The sequence below is a fragment of the Paraburkholderia sp. MM5482-R2 genome (assembly GCF_050436125.1).
GTDB lineage: Bacteria > Pseudomonadota > Gammaproteobacteria > Burkholderiales > Burkholderiaceae > Paraburkholderia > Paraburkholderia tuberum.
The window spans coordinates 1,914,125-1,930,670 of the sequence record NZ_JBNDLP010000002.1 but is presented as its reverse complement, the minus strand read 5'-3'; the positions used below and the strand labels follow the sequence as shown (position 1 = coordinate 1,930,670).

Genomic DNA, 16,546 nt, shown 5'->3' with positions numbered 1-16,546 from the left:
GGTGCGGCGCAGTCTGGTATAAAAATGGAGACATGATGACAAACCCGGCGAACGATAACAGCGTTCTGACCATCGAAAGCAACTCGATCGAGTATGTTGCGCCGGAAAACCGGCACGGCAAACCGGTCGATCTCTTCACCTTGTGGTTCTGCACGAATGTCGCGCCGCTGGCCGTGATTTCCGGCGCTACCTCAGTGCTGATTTTCCACCTGGATCTGGTGAGCGCCATTCTTGCCATCGTCGTCGGGCAATTCTTCGGCGCGATTTTCCACGCCCTCACCTCCGCGCAGGGGCCGCTCGTCGGCGTGCCGCAGATGATTCAGAGCCGTGCGCAATTCGGCCGGTATGGGTCGTTGCTCGTGGTGGAATTCACCACGCTGATCTATCTCGGGTTCTTCGTTTCGAACATCATTCTCGCGGGCAAGACGCTGCACGCCGCTATCCCGCCGGTTCCCGTGCCGGTTGCGACAGTGATGGGCGCCGTTCTCGCGACGCTGGTCGGCGTGATCGGCTATCACTTCATCCATCGCTTCAACAAGGTTGGTGCGTGGTTCATGGGCAGCGCGCTCCTGATCGGCATGATCCTGATGGCGCCGGGCCTCGACGCCCACGTCTTCCAGCAGGGCCATTTCGATCTCTCCGGCTGGTTCGCGATGTTCGGACTCTGCGCGGTGTGGCAAATCAGCTTCGCACCGTATACGTCCGACTATTCGCGCTACCTGCCGAGCTCCACCGGGTTCGTCAAGACCTTCGCATTCACCTACTTCGGCACGTCGCTGGGAACGATCTTCGCATTCGTGTTCGGCGTGGTCGCCGTGAGTACCGGCCATACCACCGACGCCATGCAGGCCATCCGCACGCAGACGGGCATGTTCGGCTATGTGCTGATCTTCCTCTTCCTCGTCAACATCATCGGGCATAACGGCATGAATCTGTACGGCGCTGTGCTGTCCTTCATCACCGCCGCGCAAACGTTCCGTCCGCACTGGATGCCTGGCCGCAACGTTCGCGTCGTCGTGTCGACGATCCTGCTGATCGGGTCCACCGTCACCGCGTTGTGGGCGTCGAGCAACTTCATCGCGATCTTCCTGAATGCAATCTTCGCGATGCGCATCGTGCTCGCGCCGTGGATTGCGATCAATCTCGTCGACTTCTACCTCATCAACAAACGACACTACCACGTCGCTGAAATCATCAGCAGTGACGGCGGCATGTACGGCTCGTTCAATGTGACGGCGATCGCACTGTACGTCTTCGGCATTGCGGTTCAGGTGCCGTTCATGGAAGAGAGCTTCTTCCACGGCCCTTGGGCGTCGCTGCTTGGCGGTGCGGACGTTTCCTGGATGGTCGGCCTCGTTGCGACGGCGCTTGCCTACTACCTGCTCGCGCCGACCAACGGTTCACGCTCCCCGCGCCGCGCTCCAGCAGGCGCCACGGCGTCCGAGTAACCGCGCCCGTTGAATCGCGTTTATTGAATTGCGATCTTCAGCCGGCTCGTTGCTGCAACGAGCCGGTTCTGCGTTGCCGCTACGGTCTACGCGTGTTGCCCAGCGTGATCCGCGAGATTGAATACCGCAACGGCATTTTTCAGATCCATCGCGTGGTCTTCCAGCGACTGGGCCGCCGCGGCAGCCTGCTCGACGAGCGCCGCATTCTGCTGCGTGACCTTGTCCATCAGGTTCACAGCCTGGTTCACCTGCTCGATGCCCCTGCTTTGTTCGTCGGATGCTGCCGCGATCTCGCTTACGATGTCGGCCACCTGCCTGATCGCGAGCTTCACTTCGGTCATCGTGCCGCCTGCGTTATGCGCCCGCCTCGCTCCGCTCTGGATTGTCTCCACCGATGACCCGATCAGTTCCTTGATTTCCCGCGCCGCTGTTGCCGAGCGCTGGGCGAGCGCGCGCACCTCGTTCGCCACGACGGCAAACCCGCGTCCCTGATCACCTGCGCGCGCGGCTTCGACCGCCGCATTCAAGGCCAGGATGTTCGTCTGGAAAGCGATGCCTTCGATCACGCCGGTGATTTCCGAAATCTGGTCCGAGCTGCCGCTGATGCGTTCTATCGTCTCGACCATGCCGTGCACCGCTTCATTGCTTGCGTCCGCCATGCTGGACGCGCGCGTCGCCAGTGTACTGGCCTGACGTGCGTTGTCCGCATTCTGGCGCACGGTTTCGGTCAGTTGCGTCATGCTCGCGGCCGTCTCCTCCAGCGAACTCGCCTGCTCCTCGGTGCGCGAAGACAGGTCGAGATTACCAACGGCAATCTCGCTGGACGCAGACGCAATGCGATCGGCGCTGGAGCGAACTCCGCCCACGATGCCCGCGAGACTCTGGTTCATCGCCTTCATGGCCAGCATCAATTGTCCGGTTTCGTCCGTCGACGTCGCTTCGATGCGATTCGTCAGATCGCCTTCGGCGACACACGTCGCCACCGATACGGCCTGTTTCAACGGCCGGGAAATCGTGCGCGATAGCCATCGTCCTGCGAGAATCGACGCTAGCACGGCAATCGACGACGCGCAGAGCACGCTAGCGTAAATCGAGGTGCGCAGCGAATCGAGCTGCGCACGATTCGCCGACACTCTCTGCTGCTCATAGCTTTCCAGCTTTCCGACCGCCGCAATCAGTTTTTCGGTTCCCAGATATGAGCCGAAACTCTCGGTCAACGTGGAGAGGTCGCTCACGTTCACCGAAAAAGCGTCCACCTTCTTGCGCATCTCCACGAGCGGGTCGACGACCGTTCTTACCCACGCGTCGTATTCCCGCTGACCTTCGTTGACCAGTGCCGCACCTTCGGGCGTGGGATCCATCGCGCGGAGCTTCGTCAATTTTTCGCCAAAGTCTGGGCGGTGATCGACGATCCATTGCTTGTGTGACGCCTTCCCGTTGAGGTTGTTCGCCAGAACCGCCCAGATTATGTTGAGATAGTCGCCCGTCCCGTCTTTCAAAAGACGCAACATCTGTTCCGATGCTTCGATCTCTTTCTGCTTCTGATCAATGGCCCGAACGCTGTAAAGACAAACGCACGCGCTGACAATAAAAACGAAAATCGCGCCTGAAAACGCGATGAAGATCTTGCTGGAGATGGAGACGCTTTTAATGATTTTCATGTTGAAACTGGCAAGTTGTGGTTGTAGTTCAGTCTCGTATCGGCCTTGTGCGATTGCCCGGTACCATCAGCACGGCGATTGCCGCCAGCAGACCCGCGGCAGCGAACACAAAGAAGTTCCACGCGAGCACGACGTCCCATTGCGCCAGAACGCCACCGATCAATGGTCCCGCGATCGCGCCGAAGCGTCCTATGCCGAGCGCCCAGCCGATTCCAGTCGCCCGACTGTGAGGCGGGTAGTACTGCGTGATATAAGCGCCAAGCAGCATGGTGTTGCCGATCGTGCCAACCCCCGCGATGCTGACCAGCACATACGTGAGCACCACGCCATGGGCAAACGGCAACGCGCATAGGCTCGCAGCCGCCAGCAGATACAACACGCTGACCACGCGTTTCGAACCGATGCGATCGGCCAACGCACCGCCGGACAGCGAGCCCAGCGCGGCGGCAAGATTGAGCGTCATGAGCAATGCGAGGCTCGACCCGAGCGGATAGCCCGCCTTGCGCATGAGTTGCGGCAGCCACGTGCTCAGGCCGTACAGGAGAAGCAGGCCCATAAACATCGCGAGCCAGAACGCCAGCGTGGCATGAATGAAGGAGCGATCGAACAACGAACGCACAGGCGCGGGGGCGCTTTTTTCAGCGATACGTACTGCGTCGCCGCCGCACTCGTTTTCAAGCCACGCGTGCCGGATCCGCAGCGCACGCGCCAGCGACCGCGCTTCGTCAAAACGTTTTCGTGCAATGAGGAAATCGATCGACTCCGGCAACGAAGGCCCCGCCGCGAGCACCAGCAGCAGAGGCAGCGCGCCCAGGCCGAACAGCCATCGCCAGCCATGCGTCGGCAACCAGGCGATCGCGAGCAGCGCGACGAGAATGCCGCCGAGCGAATAGCCGGTGTAGATCAACGCGTAGTTGAACGAGCGCCGGTGCGGTGGAGAATATTCGACGGTGAGCGCCGCGGCGGTCGGCACGACGCCGCCCAGCCCCAACCCGCCCACGACACGCGCGACGACGAAGACCGTGGGCGTGGGCGCCAGCGCCGCCGCAGCCATCATGGCCGAGAACAGCGCCACGCTGCCGAGTAATACCCAGCGCCGGCCGATCAGGTCGCTCACCGTGCCGGCACACATCGCGCCGATCATCATGCCCGCCAATGAGCAACTCGCAATCGCGCCCAACTGGAATGGCGAGAGCGACCAGTTCGTGCCATGCGTCAGCATGGGCAGCACGGCGCCGTAAATTGCGACGTCGTAACCTTCGGCGAGGATCATCGCCAGACAGATCGCGACGACGCGTATCGTTACCGGCAACGGTATGCTCACCGCGCCGGGTTCGGTGCGATCGAGCGCCGTGTCGTGCAAACGGGCCGCGCCCGCTTCATTGTTTCCGGATGACCAGGTATTCATGTTCGAGCGTCCGCTTTTGCACCCCGCTTTTTTCAGGTCAAACCGCCATGCACAGATATTTGATGACGACATAATCGTCGATGCCGTAGTGCGAACCCTCGCGCCCCATGCCCGACTGCTTCACGCCACCGAATGGCGCGACTTCGTTCGAAATCAGGCCCGTGTTCACGCCGACCATCCCGTACTCCAACGCTTCCGCAACCCTCCAGACGCGGCCGATGTCCCGGCTGTAGAAGTACGATGCGAGACCGAACTCGGTGTCGTTCGCGAAGCGGATCACCTCGTCGTCGCTGCTGAATCTGAAGAGCGGCGCGAGTGGGCCGAAGGTCTCGTCTTTTGCGACTCGCATCGCCGGGGTGACGTCCCGGAGCACCGTCGGTTCGAAGAAGCCGTGGCCGAGCGCATGACGCTTGCCGCCCGTGACGACGGACGCGCCCTTCGCGAGCGCATCCGCGATGTGGGCTTCAACTTTCTGCACCGCCGCCTCGTTGATGAGCGGGCCTTGCGCGACATCGGGTTCGGTGCCGCGTCCGACCTTCAGGCGGCTGACCGCTGCGGCGAGCTTTTCCGCGAACTGGTCGTACACGGTGTCGTGCACGTAGAAGCGGTTCGTGCACACGCACGTCTGCCCGCTGTTGCGGTACTTCGATGCGATGGCACCCTGGACGGCCGCATCGACGTCGGCATCGTCGAACACGATGAACGGCGCGTTGCCGCCGAGTTCGAGCGACACTTTCTTGACCGTCGACGCGCACTGGCTCATCAACAGGCGGCCCACCGGCGTCGATCCCGTGAACGAGAGCTTGCGCACGACGGGATTCGACGTCAGCTCCGCACCAATCGACTTCGGGTCACCCGTCACCACGCTGAACACACCGGAGGGCACTCCTGCACGCTGGGCCAGCACGGCCAGCGCCAGCGCCGAGAACGGCGTCGCTTCGGCGGGTTTGACGACGATGGTGCAACCGGCGGCGAGCGCGGGTCCAACCTTGCGGGTAATCATCGCGGCCGGGAAATTCCACGGCGTGATCGCGGCGCACACACCCACCGGTTCCTTCACCACGACGATGCGCTTGTCGCTCGCCGGCGTCGGAATCGTGTCGCCATACACGCGCTTGCCTTCTTCCGCAAACCATTCGAAGAACGACGCGGCATAGCCGATTTCACCCTTCGCTTCCGCAAGCGACTTGCCCTGCTCCGTCGACAGGACCAGCGCAAGATCATCGGCGTTCTCCATCATCAGATCGTGCCATTTGCGCAGAATGGCGCCGCGTTCTTTCGCGGTCTTTTTGCGCCACGCGGGCGAGGCCGCGTTCGCTGCGTCGATCGCCTGACGTGTTTCGCTCGCGCCCATCAAAGGAACGTTGCCGACGAGCGCGCCCGTTGCGGGATCGCGAACCTCGAATGTTTCGGCGTTGGCTGCGCTTTGCCATTCGCCGTTGACGTAGGCCTGTTGTCGAAACAGCAGCGGATCCTTCAACCGGGTTGCCAATTCCATGGTCATTCCTAAAGGGGTTGCAAAAAAGTGTCGCGCACCCCGATGCTGGTCAGGGCGCGCGATATCAAGCTGGGTCGAAACCGTGCTCCGCGCCAGGACGGAGCACGCTGCTATCAGAACTGGTGATACATACCGATACGCACGGCGGTCTGATGATTGTTCGACGACGCCGATCCCACCGCGCCATCGAAGATGTCGGCATTCGACGCCGCGCCCGCTGCCTTTTGCCAGACGCCCATCGCGTATAGCGAGGTGCGCTTTGACAAGGCATAGGCCGTCGTGAGTCCCACCTGGTGGTAAATCGGAATCGACTGGTCGTAGCCGACGTTGCCGTGCGTGTACACGTACTGCGCACCCACGTACCACGCCGACGTCAGGTTGTAGCGGCCCCACGCTTCGTAGTTCGCAAAAATCACCGTGCCCTGCGTGCCGTTGGCGTCGTTGAACTTCGTGTTGGTGTAATCCAGACCGAGCGTCGCCGAACCCAGCGCGTAATTGATCGCCGCACCGAAGATCTGCTCATTGGCCGGGTTGCCCACGTAGCTGAACGGGCCGCTCGCGCCAATCGCCGCGCCGGTGGTGTTGCTCACGTAATTTCCGTCGGTCAGAAGTGCCGCGGGATTCTTCGCGTACAGGTAAGCGCCCGCGATGTTGAACCCGCCAAAAGCGTAATTCGCCCCAAGGCTCCACAAGCCGGTCGTTCCACGGCCGGGCGCGTTCGTATTGGTGAACGAATAGAGGCCGCCAAAGGTCAGGCCGCCGATCTTCGGACTCGCGTATTTGATCGAATTGTCGACGCGAAAAGAGTTGTCCGTGTTGTCGATGTCACCAGCATGAACGAGCGGTCCCCCGAGTTGTCCGGGCGCGGTGAGCGGTTGCAGATAATCGACCACCGAATCGTACTGGCGCCCGAGCGTGACCGTGCCGAGATGCGCATCCGAAAGCCCTACGTAGGCCTGACGGCCGAACAGGCGTCCGCCCTGGCGGCTTTGGCCGTTTTCCGTGCTGAAACCCGATTCCAGCTTGAACAGCGCGCTCAGACCGCCGCCGAGATCCTCGCTGCCCTTCAAACCCCAGCGGCTGCCATAGACGCCGTCATACGTACCGTCGCGCATGCGCCAAAGCGAATGGCCGCCGCTGTTGCTGACGTAGTCGATGCCCTCGTCGATCACGCCATACAGCGTGACGGACGATTGCGCGTGCGCGTTCAACGCGACGAAAGCGCTCCCCGCCAATAACCACATAGCAATGTTCTTCTTATCACGACGTTTCATGCTTTCTTCTCTCCTTGTCAAATGCGCTGCTAACCCGCCACGAAACGTGGGGGCGTGTGGGTGAACGTGCTTTTTCCTTCTGAACGCTTCGTCGTACCGAGCCGTTTTATCTTTTCTATCGCCGCTTCTGCGCAAGGAGCAAAGGGCCCGAAGATTACCCCGCGCGTTTCAGGAGCAAGAGGCCCTGCCCTTCAACCAACAGCTTCCTGGCGATTTCCGCCACCCCGCTGATGTGCGTGACGGCGGCGCTGTGCGCGGCGACCGCGTCCCCCGCGCGTATCGCGGCCAGGATCTGACGCATTTCCAGAACTGCCTGGCTGCCGCGATCGTCGGACGCGATGGTCAACGCTCGCAGACGGTTGATTCTTGCCGTCAGCGACTGGACGATTTCCCACGCGACATGTTTGTGGCCCGCGGTGAACATGCGCTCGTAAAACGCCGTCGTGAACGCCAGCACTGCGCGATAGTCCCGGTCATCGAAAGCGAGCTGAATGCTGTCGATCAGTGCGTCCAGATCGTCGACGGTGCGTGCGTCGGCAAGCCGCGCACAGGCGGACGCCGCTTCGCCCTCCAGCAGGCCGCGAATTTCGTAAATCTCCGTTGCGGTCTTGAGATCGAGCACGGCAACGATGGGCCCCTGATTCGGCAGGGTATCGACGAGCCCCTCCGTCTCCAGATGGCGCAGCACTTCGCGCACGACCGTGCGGCTCACGCCCAGCTCTTCACACAAGGTCCGCTCGACCAGCCGGGCGCCTGGCTGAAAACGCGCGTCCAGGATGGCGCTACGCATTTTCTCGAGCGCAAGCGCTCTGAGCGTGGTCGTTCGGCGCTCAACTTTCAGGGACGAGATCGGTTGGTGCATTGCTGTATCCGATCAAGCCTGCGCGAACAGCCTCGTGTCGCGCGCATCCCAGTCGATCCAGGCCTGCGTGCCGATGACGATCCCACTGTCCCGATGATCTCCCGCGGGCATCCGCACTGACATGTCCTGTGCCCACGGCGTCGTCACCGAGTAGTGCATGGCGTCGCCCAGATAGGTGATGTCTCGCACGGTAACTGGCAAGCCCGCCGTGTTTTTGGCCGCGCCGGCAGCGCGAATGCGGATCTGCTCGGGGCGAACCATCAGCGTGCCGTCGCCGCCCACCGAAAGCGTGGCATCGCCGGTGGCCGCGATTGCATGGCCGCTCGGGAAGACGGCGCTCGATTGCGCCGCGTCGCGCGCGGTGATGCGAACAGGCAGGAAGTTCGAATTGCCAATGAAGTTGGCGACGAAGCGCGAAGCCGGATTTTCATAGAGCTCTTCGCCGGATCCGCATTGTTCGATGCGGCCCTTGTTGAACACAGCGATACGATCCGAAAGACGCAACGCCTCTTCCTGGTCGTGCGTCACGTAGAGAATCGTCACGCCGGTCTCCTGGTGGATGCGGCGCAATTCGAGCTGGATTTCCTCGCGAAGCTTCTTGTCGAGCGCGGACAACGGTTCGTCCATCAGCAGCACAGGCGGGTCGTACGCCAGCGCGCGCGCAATCGCCACCCGCTGTTGCTGGCCGCCCGAGAGCTGGCCGGGCATGCGATCGCGGAACTCCGCGAGATGAAGCAGCGCGAGCATCTGCTCGACCTTCTTCTTGATCTCCGCCTCGGGGCGGCGGCGCACCCGCAAGGGGAAAGCCACGTTTTGCCCGACGGTGAGATGCGGAAACAGCGTGTAGCGCTGAAACACCATGCCAATGTTGCGTTTATTGGGCGCGACCGACAGCAGCGGTTTGCCGTCGAGCAGCACGCGACCCTCAGTCGGCTCCTGAAAACCCGCGACGATATAGAGCGTCGTGCTCTTGCCCGAGCCCGACGGCCCGAGGAAGGTCATGAACTCGCCCTTGCGCACATCGAGCGAAACCTGGTCGATGGCAACGACGTCGTCGTAGGTCTTACGCAGGCGCTGGATTTGCAGGAATGCGGAAGTCATGGCTAATCACCTCATTGTTCGGGCGTTATCGGGCGCGGCGCAGCACTGCGCCCGCCAACATCAAAACGGTCGTCAGTCCAACGAGCAGCGAGGATGCTGCCGCGACGACGGGAGTCAGGTCCTGCCGCAGCGTCGCCCAGATGCGCACGGGCAGCGTCTGCAAGGTCGGACTCGACATGAAGATCGACACCACCACCTCGTCCCACGACGCAAGGAACGCGAAGATCGCCGCGGCGAACAGGCCAAGCCGGATCGCCGGCAATGTAACGCGCAGCTTCACTTCGAGCGGCGATGCCCCGCAGATCAACGCTGCGTCTTCCAGTGCGGTATCGAAGCTCGACAGCGAGTTGCTGATTGAAATGATCGAAAACGGCAAGGCGATGATCAGATGGCCGATCACGAAGCCGGTCATCGTGCCGGTCAGGCCGATGCGCAGAAAGAACGCATAGAGCGCCACAGCCAGCACCACCACGGGCAGCACCATCGGCGTCAGAAAAAACGCCTTCACCGCGTTGCGGCCGCGAAACTTGCCGCGAACGAGCGCAAGCGATGCAAGAAAGCCGATCAGCACGGACAGCACTGTCACGATCACCGCAAGTTTGGCGCTCGTGAGCAGCGAGTCGAGCCATCCCGGGTCGGTGAAAAGCTGGCGGTACCACTCCAGCGTCCAGCCCGGCGGCGGAAAGATCAGCCACTGCGAATCGCCGAACGACAAGGCGACGATGAACACGATGGGCAACAGAAGGAAAAGTGCAACGGCAGCGCCGATTGCAAGCAGCGCCCAGCGCAACGCACCTAAACGGTCGAAATCGAGCAACATGTCAAAGGCCTCCAGCAGTGGCGCGCGCGCCGCCTGTGAACCGCAGTTGAAGCGCGTAGAGCGAGAGCGTCACGGCGAGCAGCACGAAGGCGGCGGCACCGGCGAGACCCCAGTTCAACAACTCCTGCACGAGCTGGGCCACCAGTTCGGCGAGCATCATGTATTGCGCGCCGCCGAGCAATGCTGGGGTCACGAAGTAGCCGAGGGCCATGACAAATACCATCAATGCGCCCGATGCGATGCCCGGCATCGCCAATGGCACAAGGACGCGCCAGAAGGCCTGCCAGCGACTCGCGCCGCAGACCGCCGCGGCGCGCAGTGTCGAGGGGTCGATGCTGCGCAGCGTCGCGTGCAGCGGCATGACGAGAAATGGCAGCATGATGTACGTCATGCCGATCGTCACACCGATCAGGTTGTTCACGAGCGGCAGCGGCTCGTGGATGAGGCCGATCGCCATTAACATGCGGTTGATCGGGCCCGTCGACTGAAGCAGAACCATCCAGGCAAACGTGCGCGCCAGCAGGTTGGTCCACATCGAAAGCAGCATGATCGAAAACAGCAGCGAACTCAGCCTGCGCGGCGCAATGGCGAGCAGCCATGCGGTCGGGAAACCGATCGCCACCGTCACCACGGTCACGACGGTCGCGACCAGGAACGTGTTGCCGAACACGCGCAGGTAGGTGGAAGAGCCGAGAAGCTGCTCGTAGTTGTGCAGCCCCGGTGTGGGCTCCAGCACGCTGCGCAGCAGGAGCGAAAGCACCGGCAGCATGAAGAAGATCACGAGGAGCACGAGCCCCGGTATCAACAGGCGAATGTTGCGCCAGTCGCGACGCCGACGCGTGGGTGTCGCCGGCGGATGGGCCGCGGTACTCAGAACATTGGGCATGGTATCTCCTGCATTCTCCAGTTGCTGCTACGCGCCTTCTGCCTGACCGCCGCTTCGGGGCACGCCTCTTTCGCTGACGCTTATTTCGATTGCCACGCGTACCAGCGCTTCGCAATCGCGTCGCGATTGTCCGCCCAGTACTTCATGTCCAGGTCGATCTGGGAGGTCTTGTACTGGTCCGGCATCGTCTTCGCGACTGCAGCAGGCATCAGCGCCGCCGACTTCACGTTGATCGGCGCGTAGCCCGTATCCTGCGCGAACTTTGCCTGCGCCTGCGGACTCGTCGCGACGGCGAGGAACTTCATCGCCTCGGCCTTGTGCTTCGCGCCCTTCGGGATCACGAGCATGTCCGCGGCAGTCAGGTTCTGGTTCCACGAAACGCCGACCGGCACGCCCGTCTGTTCGAGCGCATGCAGACGGCCGTTCCAGAACATGCCGACGGGCGCCTCTCCCGATGCGAGCAGTTGCTGCGACTGTGCGCCGCCGCTCCACCAGACGATGTCGCTCTTGATCGAGTCGAGCTTTTTAAATGCGCGGTCGAGGTCGAGGGGATAGAGTTTGTCCGGCTGCACGCCGTCGGCAAGCAGCGCAATTTCGAGCACGCCGGGTGCGGACCACTTGTAGAACGTTCGTTTGCCGGGAAATTTCTTCGTGTCGAACAGATCGGCCCACGCCTGCGGCTGCGCGCCCTTGAAGCTCGATTTGTTATAGCCGAGTACGAACGAGTAATAGAAGCTGCCCACCGCATCGGCGCTCGAGAAGCGTGGATCGAGCTCGCCCTTCTTGACCACGGTGTAGTCGATAGGCTCGATCAGCCCTGCCTTTTGCGCGGCATAGGCAAAGTCGCCCTCGACGTCGACGACGTCCCAGCTAACATTGCCGCTGTCCACCATCGCCTTGAGCTTGCCGTAGTCGGTCGGACCATCCATCAGCACGGTGATGCCGCTCCCCTGGGTGAAAGGCTGCGCCCAGTCCTTTTGCTGCGACGATTGCGTCGTGCCGCCCCAACTCGTGAACACGATGGGATCTGCGGCAAGCGCCGGCGTCGCCATGAACGCTGCCGCGCACAGCGCGAACAGCGGAGAAATCATCAGACTGCGGGTGCGGGTCATATCGGTATCCTTCAAGTCGGTTTGGTCGCGCTAAATTGACTGCGTGGTCGTCGAATCGGTCTTCTCTGCGGCCAACGGCGAAGAACGCGCTGGCTTCATGTTGCTGTTTTCCATCTTTTCCTTTGTCTCCCCACTGCGATGCTGGATTGATGGATCTTTTTGGTGGATTAACCCCAGACAAACCGGTCGTCGCAAAGCGTATCTGGATGACGGCGGCAGCCGTGCGACACCGGGCATCTCAATGTGCTGTCGCGAGCGTCTGGACCTGTCCTGCCTCTGTGTCGCCGACGTAGATGCCGAAGGCGTCTTCGCTGCGCTCGCGCACATAGCGCTGCAGCATCGAGCGCACGGCGTCGTCGCGCAGTTCGCTCCATGGAATCCGTGGCAGCGGGACGATGTGGATCGCGGTGTCCATCATTGCGGCGAGGCTGCTGCTCACGCGTCCCCGGTAATAGACGTGGACGCTCGCCGACGGACCACTACCCGATTCGAAAACGGCAAAAATGAAATCGAGATGCGCGGTGAGACCGAGTTTCGCCAGCACGCCGCGCAGGCTCCCCGCATCACTTTCGGGTTCGAGCTTGACGCCGGTCGGCAACTGCAAACCGTTTTTCGTTTCAAGCAGCACCAGGCCGTCGCGATGTTCGAGAATTGCGCCCACCTGGGCGCGCGCGCCGGTTGCCGCGAGCGCGTCCTGCGAGAGACTGAAGTTTACGTACGCGCCACGGCAGTAACCCAACGGCGAAGAATTCGTATGCACGAAGTCGACCACGCGCCCGATCAGAATGATGTGATCGCCGGCACCCACGACGTCGTGCGTCCTGCAATCGAACGTCGCCGCCGCGCCCTCCATGATCGGCGCGCCCGTTGCGCGGACGCGCCATGAGACCTGCGCGAACTTGTCGACCGACTTCGACGCGAAGACGCCCGACACGGCCTTCTGCTCCCCCGCCAGCACGCTGACTGCGAAGTGATTCGTGGTGGCAAAGACCGCGTGGCTCGACGCGCTCTTCGCGATGCACACGAGGATCAGCGGCGGATCGAGCGAAACCGAGGCGAACGAGTTGGCCGTGAAGCCGCGCGGGGAACCGTCCGGCTGGATCGTCGTGACAACAGTCACGCCGGTGACGAATGCGCCGAGTGCGCGGCGAAATTCGAGAGTGTCGAAAGTCTGTTCGATGATCGGCTCAGACATGGTCTTCCCCCACGTTCGTTGCATTTGCCCCGTTTCGTTGCGCTGCTTCGGCGAAAAAAGCAAGCAGGCGTGCGGTGACTTCTTCTGGATGGCTAACGTTCATCATATGACGCGCACCCGCAATCACCTCGGCCCGACCGAACGGCGCGGCCTCCGCCATCGCCCACGACATGTCCGGACTCGAGTTCAGATCTAGCTCGGCGGTCAGGAACAAGGCGGGCACAGCGAGGCTCGTCAACCGACCGACGTGGACGTCGTCCGAGCAGGCGAAGAGACCGTAAGTCCGCGCATAGCCGACCGGATCGACCGAGAGCAGCAGGTGCCGCACCGCTTGCGCCGCCTGCGTCAGATGCGCCGGCACCGGGTCACCGAACCAGCGTTTGAGCGTGGCGTCGACGCCCGCAATCGCGCCCGTATCGGCCGGTGTATCGCCGAGCGTCGCGGCGCGCGACATTACTGCTTCGCGTTGTGCAGGCGAGCGGTCGTAGACCGCGTTCAGTGCAGCGACGCTCAGCGTACGCGGCGCACGAGTCAGCGCGAACTCGAGTGCGACGAGTGCGCCCATCGAATGACCGGCGACGTGCGCCTGCTCGATGTCGAGGCCGTCGAGCAGGCGTTCGAGCTGGGCGGCGTAATCATCGAGCGTCGGCTCGGCCGGAGGCAGAGCACTGGCGCCATGACCGAGCATGTCGTAGACCACGACTTCGTAGTTTGCCGCCGTCAACGGCTCGATCTGCGACGACCATACGCTCTGATTCATCCCCACGCCGTGAATCAGGACAACTGTTGCCGGCGCTTCGCCCGACTTCGGCGCATGCACGCTGTAGCTCGTCCCTGCAATCTCGCCGCGCGCTGCGGCAAGCCTGGGCGTCCGGTCAGGATTCATTCGGCTCATGCTCCACAAGATTATGGTATGCCATACTACAGCAAACTTTTCGCGTCAAAATATTATGGAATACCATAATTTCGAACGGAGAACTGGCTGGCATGGACGTTGCTGACGGCACGCGGTTGCCGGTCGGAGCCTCGCGCTGAAAAACCAGGAGCGCCTCGCGGCCGGGTCGAGCGAAGACAACGCCGCGAGCGAACGGCGCGTTATGGGGAGTGGAGTGGGAGTGGTCTGGCGCTCGGAAGGAGCGCGCGGAGCGCGCCGCGGAACCGCGGCGCAGACAAGCGGTAGAGAATCGTCAGGCCGTTCGCGTCAAGCTTCGGCCGCCCCTTCGCTTCGTTGAGCAAGCGCCGCAAGCGCAAGCTCCGCCGTGCGCCTGATATGCGCGATCGAGGCGGAAGACGCGGCATCGCCGTCGCGCCGTTCGATGGCATCAAGCATCATGTTCATCTCGCGATTCGACTCCTGGCTGCGTCCCGGCGTGGCTATCGTGAGTGCGCGCAATCGATTGATCCGCGCATTGAGCGTCTTGACCACGGCCAGGGAGACGGTCCGTTGCGCGCCCTCGAACAACGCCTCGTAGAAGTGTTCCGTGTAGGCGAGCACCGCTGGCAAGTCTTTGACCTGGAACGCTGCTTCGATCTGTTTGCGGATCTCCCGCAGTCGCCTCACGAGTTCGGGTGTGGACTGCTCGGCACACGCGCGTGCGGCATTCGCCTCCAGTAGCCCGCGCAGTTCGTATATTTCGCTAACCTGGCCGGCATTCAGTTGCGCGACGACCGGCCCTTGGCGCGCGATAACATCCACCAGCCCCTCGGTCTCGAGGTGCCGCAATACTTCGCGCACAATCGTGCGGCTCACCCCCAACTCGTCGCACAGCGTGCGTTCGACGAGGCGTGCGCCCGGCTGGAAATACCCCTGCACAATTGCGTCGCGCAGCTTGTCCAGCGTCAGTTCACGAAGGGTTTTGGTTTCGCGGACAACTTTAAGATCTGACATAAGTAAAAAAGTGGACAGAGAAAGCTCGGGTCACACCATGGCGTGATCGGAGCGTGGAATGCCATATTATCCACCATAAAGGAAGAGATTAGATGCGGTAAGGAGCGCGGATCGCACATTGCCGGTATGCAAAGTGCAGCCATAAGCGTTAAACATGTCTCCTCCGGCGCGAAGACGCACTCGACTCCGCAGACTCCGTCCTCTGCGTCCTGAGCTGGCGCAGCTTCTGGCTCACGATGATCAGCCGCGCAGTTCCACAGGCCACACCCGAAGCGGTATTCACGAAAACGGAAATCGAGTTACTGGATCGCCTGGATCTCGCCTGGGCGTTCATCGAAGCTGCGGCGTGCGACTTATTACATGATGCGTGATGACCAACCATTCGAGGTAACGCGATGCTTTAGCCAGGTTTGGCGGGAGACTGAGAGCCCGGTAGAGTCGTTGGTCCGAAACCATTGAGTTGATTGTGCCCAGTCCCCGGCCATCCCGCTGCTGCGAACACCGAGACGCCCAGGTCATAAGCCGATAGCTGTCTGGTACCGCCATGCGGGCGACCATGGAATTGACATGTATCCCTCTGGACATTGGCCCGGCACCGACGATTCTCTGGAGCTCGACTGAGCCAGGGGTGAATACCGGAAAGCGGAGGTTCACCTTGATCCCGATGAGTGACTGGTGCGGATCAGTTCCGCAGCCAGACGACGAGAAACCGGACGCGCCACCAAGCTTCGCATTGCCAGGATGGCCAAAAAAAGTACGCGATGCAGGGCTCGGGTCCTTGAGGGGAAGATTTATTCACTTACTCCAGTCTTGCAATGGGTGACAACTCCGCGGACCTGCGTAGGCTTCACTCCGTCTGGCAGCGATGGCCGGTTTCAAGGTCAAACGATCATGCGCTCACATGAGGTCGTGGCCGCAAATCGGCCATGGTGGATATCCGCTGCATTCACCCGTCACGGATCGCTGGATCGGCCTCCCCATAACTCCATTCGAATCCTCTGCCAACCCGCTTTACCGTGCCCGCCGATGTTTCCGCGAAATGCGCGGCAAATACTGTCGCGCCCGTTTCTAGTGAGAAGCGGCAGACGATGTTGATGAGCCTGAGCAGCGGTCCACCGCCTACGGACATGGCGGACAAACGCAGGCCGGGCCAAGCGCGCTAACGGAGGCGCGCGCTATGGTTGACAAAACGGGGGGCGTTATTAGCGCAAGCGTGCTTTCAACACGCGATCGCAGTCGCCGGCCATCAAGCCGCGAAGTCGCTCGAGCTGCGCGCCACGTTGAACCTCCTGCGCCTGTGGCAAGCACAAGGCAAGAGTGAGGCGGCCCGCCAGCGGCTCGCTGGAACCTATGGCGCTTTCACGGAAGGCTTCGACTCCACCGACTTGCGAGA

Annotated in this window: 13 protein-coding genes; 1 reads left to right on the top strand and 12 read right to left on the bottom strand. The window is 61.9% G+C overall.

Annotated features, from left to right (window positions below):
* The first annotated feature begins 35 nt into the window (after positions 1 to 35).
* Positions 36 to 1,448 (top strand): purine-cytosine permease family protein, encoded by a 1,413-nt coding sequence (locus tag OKW37_RS11710; protein WP_429509824.1) that lies wholly within the window; start codon positions 36 to 38, stop codon positions 1,446 to 1,448.
* An 86-nt stretch (positions 1,449 to 1,534) separates the two neighbouring features.
* Here the strand turns inward: OKW37_RS11710 and OKW37_RS11705 are convergent, their stop codons facing one another.
* The 12 genes from OKW37_RS11705 to OKW37_RS11650 all read right to left on the bottom strand — a co-directional run bounded on the left by OKW37_RS11705 (position 1,535) and on the right by OKW37_RS11650 (position 15,153).
* Positions 1,535 to 2,809 (bottom strand): methyl-accepting chemotaxis protein, encoded by a 1,275-nt coding sequence (locus OKW37_RS11705; protein ID WP_429509823.1) that lies wholly within the window; start codon positions 2,807 to 2,809, stop codon positions 1,535 to 1,537.
* A 328-nt stretch (positions 2,810 to 3,137) separates the two neighbouring features.
* The gene (locus tag OKW37_RS11700; protein ID WP_184063061.1) at positions 3,138 to 4,517 is read right to left on the bottom strand and encodes an MFS transporter; all 1,380 of its coding nucleotides are present in this window, start codon (positions 4,515 to 4,517) and stop codon (positions 3,138 to 3,140) included.
* Between the two features lie 37 nt (positions 4,518 to 4,554).
* Positions 4,555 to 6,015: an NADP-dependent succinate-semialdehyde dehydrogenase gene (gene gabD / locus OKW37_RS11695; protein WP_429406361.1), complete on the bottom strand. Its 1,461-nt coding sequence runs from the start codon at positions 6,013 to 6,015 to the stop codon at positions 4,555 to 4,557.
* 113 nt (positions 6,016 to 6,128) lie between these two features.
* Positions 6,129 to 7,289 carry a porin gene (locus tag OKW37_RS11690; RefSeq protein ID WP_102634262.1) on the bottom strand — a complete coding sequence of 387 codons (1,161 nt, stop codon included), beginning with the start codon at positions 7,287 to 7,289 and terminating at the stop codon, positions 6,129 to 6,131.
* Positions 7,290 to 7,443: 154 nt separating this feature from the next.
* Positions 7,444 to 8,151 (bottom strand): GntR family transcriptional regulator, encoded by a 708-nt coding sequence (locus OKW37_RS11685; RefSeq protein ID WP_184063065.1) that lies wholly within the window; start codon positions 8,149 to 8,151, stop codon positions 7,444 to 7,446.
* A 12-nt stretch (positions 8,152 to 8,163) separates the two neighbouring features.
* Positions 8,164 to 9,252 (bottom strand): ABC transporter ATP-binding protein, encoded by a 1,089-nt coding sequence (locus OKW37_RS11680; protein ID WP_429406364.1) that lies wholly within the window; start codon positions 9,250 to 9,252, stop codon positions 8,164 to 8,166.
* A 25-nt stretch (positions 9,253 to 9,277) separates the two neighbouring features.
* Entirely contained in the window at positions 9,278 to 10,072 is a 795-nt protein-coding gene (locus OKW37_RS11675) for an ABC transporter permease (RefSeq protein WP_102634259.1), read from the bottom strand.
* Position 10,073: 1 nt separating this feature from the next.
* Positions 10,074 to 10,958 (bottom strand): ABC transporter permease, encoded by an 885-nt coding sequence (locus OKW37_RS11670; protein WP_027194702.1) that lies wholly within the window; start codon positions 10,956 to 10,958, stop codon positions 10,074 to 10,076.
* Positions 10,959 to 11,038: 80 nt separating this feature from the next.
* Positions 11,039 to 12,070, bottom strand: coding sequence for an ABC transporter substrate-binding protein (locus OKW37_RS11665; protein WP_128598245.1), 1,032 nt, complete (start codon positions 12,068 to 12,070; stop codon positions 11,039 to 11,041).
* A gap of 238 nt (positions 12,071 to 12,308) precedes the next feature.
* Positions 12,309 to 13,265, bottom strand: coding sequence for a flavin reductase family protein (locus tag OKW37_RS11660; RefSeq protein ID WP_429355288.1), 957 nt, complete (start codon positions 13,263 to 13,265; stop codon positions 12,309 to 12,311).
* Entirely contained in the window at positions 13,258 to 14,151 is an 894-nt protein-coding gene (locus tag OKW37_RS11655) for an alpha/beta fold hydrolase (RefSeq protein WP_429406367.1), read from the bottom strand. The genes OKW37_RS11660 and OKW37_RS11655 overlap by 8 nt, the downstream gene beginning before the upstream one ends.
* Before the next feature lie 315 nt (positions 14,152 to 14,466).
* On the bottom strand, positions 14,467 to 15,153 hold the full coding sequence (locus tag OKW37_RS11650) for a GntR family transcriptional regulator (protein ID WP_102634254.1): 687 nt from the start codon (positions 15,151 to 15,153) through the stop codon (positions 14,467 to 14,469).
* Positions 15,154 to 16,546 lie beyond the last annotated feature (1,393 nt).